Source organism: Catenibacterium sp., assembly GCF_052354645.1.
In the GTDB taxonomy this organism is placed as follows: Bacteria; Bacillota_I; Bacilli_A; order Erysipelotrichales; family Coprobacillaceae; genus Catenibacterium; species Catenibacterium mitsuoka_A.
This window is the reverse complement of record NZ_DAWDDM010000244.1, coordinates 1-2,985: the sequence shown is the minus strand read 5'-3', so window position 1 is coordinate 2,985 and position 2,985 is coordinate 1. Positions and strand designations below refer to the sequence as shown.

Genomic DNA, 2,985 nt, shown 5'->3' with positions numbered 1-2,985 from the left:
CCTGCATGAGAGAGTCCCATAACCAATGTTTTTTTGTTGAAAATCTGTTCATCCTTAAATACAATAGGATATGAAGCAAATACTTTCATCTTTAGTACTTTTTCCATTAATCTCTTGGCAGCTAATGCAGAATGATAAGATGTACCAGATCCTATCACATAGATCTGCTCATAGTCGCCTTCGAAGAAGTACTCTACAGCATCATGAAAGATTTCTTCGTGGTTAGAAATGATATTTCTAACCGCTTTTTTTGATTCCAGAATATATTGATACATATCTCCGTAATCCTTACTCATTTGTATACGCCTCCTTTTCTTTGTATATACATTTTAATATACATATATACATTTTGTCAATGGGATGGAATGCATTTTTTTATGTATTCAATAAATAATTTATCACTATACGAAATGTATGCGGTCGTCATTTTATATAAAGCGTTTTCATTAAATATACAAAAAATGTATATACGTTAGTACTTTAACGTATATACATCTCTTACAACAAATAATTTTCTATTACCTCAGCACATCCATCATGATCATTATCAGATACAATTACATCACTGATTTCTTTAATACTCTCTTTCGCATTTCCCATTGCAACTGCAAGACCTGCAGTTTCTAATGCTTCCTTATCATTATCTGCATCACCTACTACTATAGTCTCTTCAATAGAAATACCTAAATGATGACATAACTGTTTTAATCCAGTTCCTTTATCTACACCTTTCGCATTCATTTCTAAACCTGTTGCTTCTGAATCCTTCATTTCTAATTCAAGTCCTGCTTCTTTAATTGCTTTTCTTGTATGATCTCTTGCAGCTTTTGAATGATGATAGATGTTAAGTTTATGTACTGAATAAGGATTACCCACATAATAGTCATAGATGTTATCTACTTTAGTTGTGACTTCTTCATACATCGGCTGGTAGACACCCATATAATAATCATTCATATGTGGTATTTTGTCTTTTTCTACGACAGATGTAATTCCCATTAAATGAACCATCTCATCCGTTTCCTTACCAATTTGAATCAATGTTTTGACTTCTACTTCACTTAATGGTGATTCATAGATACTTCTTTCTTCTTCATAATCATAGACAAGTGCACCACTGACACAATTCACATAGCGAAGTCTTGGCAATACTTCTCTATACTCCTTAAGCTCTGCAGGACATCTTCCTGTATTAAGTATTACAGTCTTACCTGCCTCTATTGCCTTATTAATAGCCTCTACTGTTTTATTAGAAATCTTCTTTTCACTATTAAGAAGTGTACCATCCATATCAAATGCGACTAATTTATACATGTTTTAAATCCCCCTTTTATATGTATCATATTCTATCACAATATAGCCTACAAATATGAGCAGTTTCATAATATCAAAAAGAGGAACAATTTAGTTTCCCTGTTGTCCTAACCATTCCCATAGTCATATATCCACCATTAGAACATCCTACTAGAGGCTGTTCCATCATTGTATTATTTCTTCTATGAGTAGTTTCATTCTGTGATCGAAGTCTTCTTTGATTTCACATTCCCATACCACTATCACTTTATAATCAAGTTGTTGGAGAAGATTATAATTCTTCACATCATTCTCTACATTCTTATTAATATGTTGAACCCAGTATTCAGTTCTTGATTGAGGATATCTTCCATACTTACAACCATAGTGGTGATGCCAGAAACAACCATTAATAAAAATAGCTGTTCTATATTTAGAAATCACAATATCAGGTGTACCTGGCAAACTCTTATCATTCTTACGATATCTAAATCCATGATGCCACAAATACCTTCTCACCATAGTTTCAGGTTTATTATCTTTTCCTCGAATATGACTCATTACCTTTGAACGTTGTTCTTTTGTAAACACATCAGGCATAGTCTCACCTTCTTAATCTTTTAAAGGTAAATACTTATTCACTAATCCCAGTACATAATCATTGTTCAAGAAGAAACATTGTTTAGTAACAATAGTACCATCAGGTAATTCATCACCATCAGTTTGTATATTTCCTGAGCCAATTATTTTACCATCATTAAACACATAAATAGCTTTGCTAGCATGTGGTCTTACATGAACAATCAAATTATCCTTTTTAGCCGGAAGATTATTATGCACAATCAAGCCATTCTTGTTTTCACTTATTGTAAATTCTATTCCGTGTTTTGCTAGATATACCATTCTTTCCCAAGCTTCACGCACTTTTCCATCTAAGTCACTTTCAGGCATTGCCCATAAGAAAGTTCCCCTAAATCTATATTCATATTTAGAATCATCTATTTCATCAAACACACAGAACAAATACTTTTCATCAATGAACTTATTTCTTAATTCGGAATCTTCCCAATTCTCTTCTACAATCTCTTTAAACTTAAAAGCAGGGAAACTCATTGACTCCTTTATAGTTCCATCCTTCTTAATGCGAATTGTTTTAATTTTAATATTCGCCTTATAGAATTCATCATAATATTCGTCAATATCTTTACTCTTAGTTTCTGGTGAAGCATTCATCATTCTCGCAATATAGCTTCTCAAATAATTAAGAGATTTTCTATTTACAGGTGTTTCAATCATCTCATCAATCTCGGATAATGATTTACCATAATAAGATGAAAACAAATACTCTACCATCCTTTCAAATATATTATCTCTTCCAATAATTCCTGAAGTTTTCATCAAGCTTTCTTTTGTAATAGCATTGTCATTAAATACCTGTGACCTTAATAGAGCTGTCATATATTTAGGTTTTAATGAGAATGCTCTTCTTTTAGCTTTAACAGAACTAAATGGTTGATCAACAAAAGATGTAGCTGCAGTGGCCCCTTTTGTACATGCACTCAAATAATATGTATCTGATTCAGAAATATCTTCAGCATGACCACTTCTAATCTTATCAATAATAATGTTATAGTCGTTAATTATGATTTGCTTATCTGCTTCTGGTATGTATTTAAACTCATACAGAAACAT

4 protein-coding genes are annotated in these 2,985 nt (G+C 32.0%); all 4 read right to left on the bottom strand.

The features are described 5' to 3' along the window. On the bottom strand, positions 1-296 hold a 296-nt coding region (locus ACT8VG_RS09380), incomplete at its 3' end, for an SIS domain-containing protein (protein WP_444195711.1). Positions 297-498: 202 nt separating this feature from the next. Next, on the bottom strand, positions 499-1,314 hold the full coding sequence (locus ACT8VG_RS09375) for a Cof-type HAD-IIB family hydrolase (RefSeq protein ID WP_444195710.1): 816 nt from the start codon (positions 1,312-1,314) through the stop codon (positions 499-501). A 165-nt stretch (positions 1,315-1,479) separates the two neighbouring features. After that, on the bottom strand, positions 1,480-1,893 hold the full coding sequence (locus tag ACT8VG_RS09370; protein WP_187012728.1) for a very short patch repair endonuclease: 414 nt from the start codon (positions 1,891-1,893) through the stop codon (positions 1,480-1,482). Between the two features lie 12 nt (positions 1,894-1,905). After that, the coding region (locus ACT8VG_RS09365) for a Sau3AI family type II restriction endonuclease (protein ID WP_444195709.1) at positions 1,906-2,985 on the bottom strand (1,080 nt) is incomplete at its 5' end.

Bases quoted from the DNA above. Each gene is read 5' to 3' on its own strand.
- ACT8VG_RS09375 (WP_444195710.1), bottom strand. From the start codon at position 1,314: ATGTATAAATTAGTCGCATTTGATATGGATGGTACACTTCTTAATAGT.
- ACT8VG_RS09370 (WP_187012728.1), bottom strand. From the start codon at position 1,893: ATGCCTGATGTGTTTACAAAAGAACAACGTTCAAAGGTAATGAGTCAT.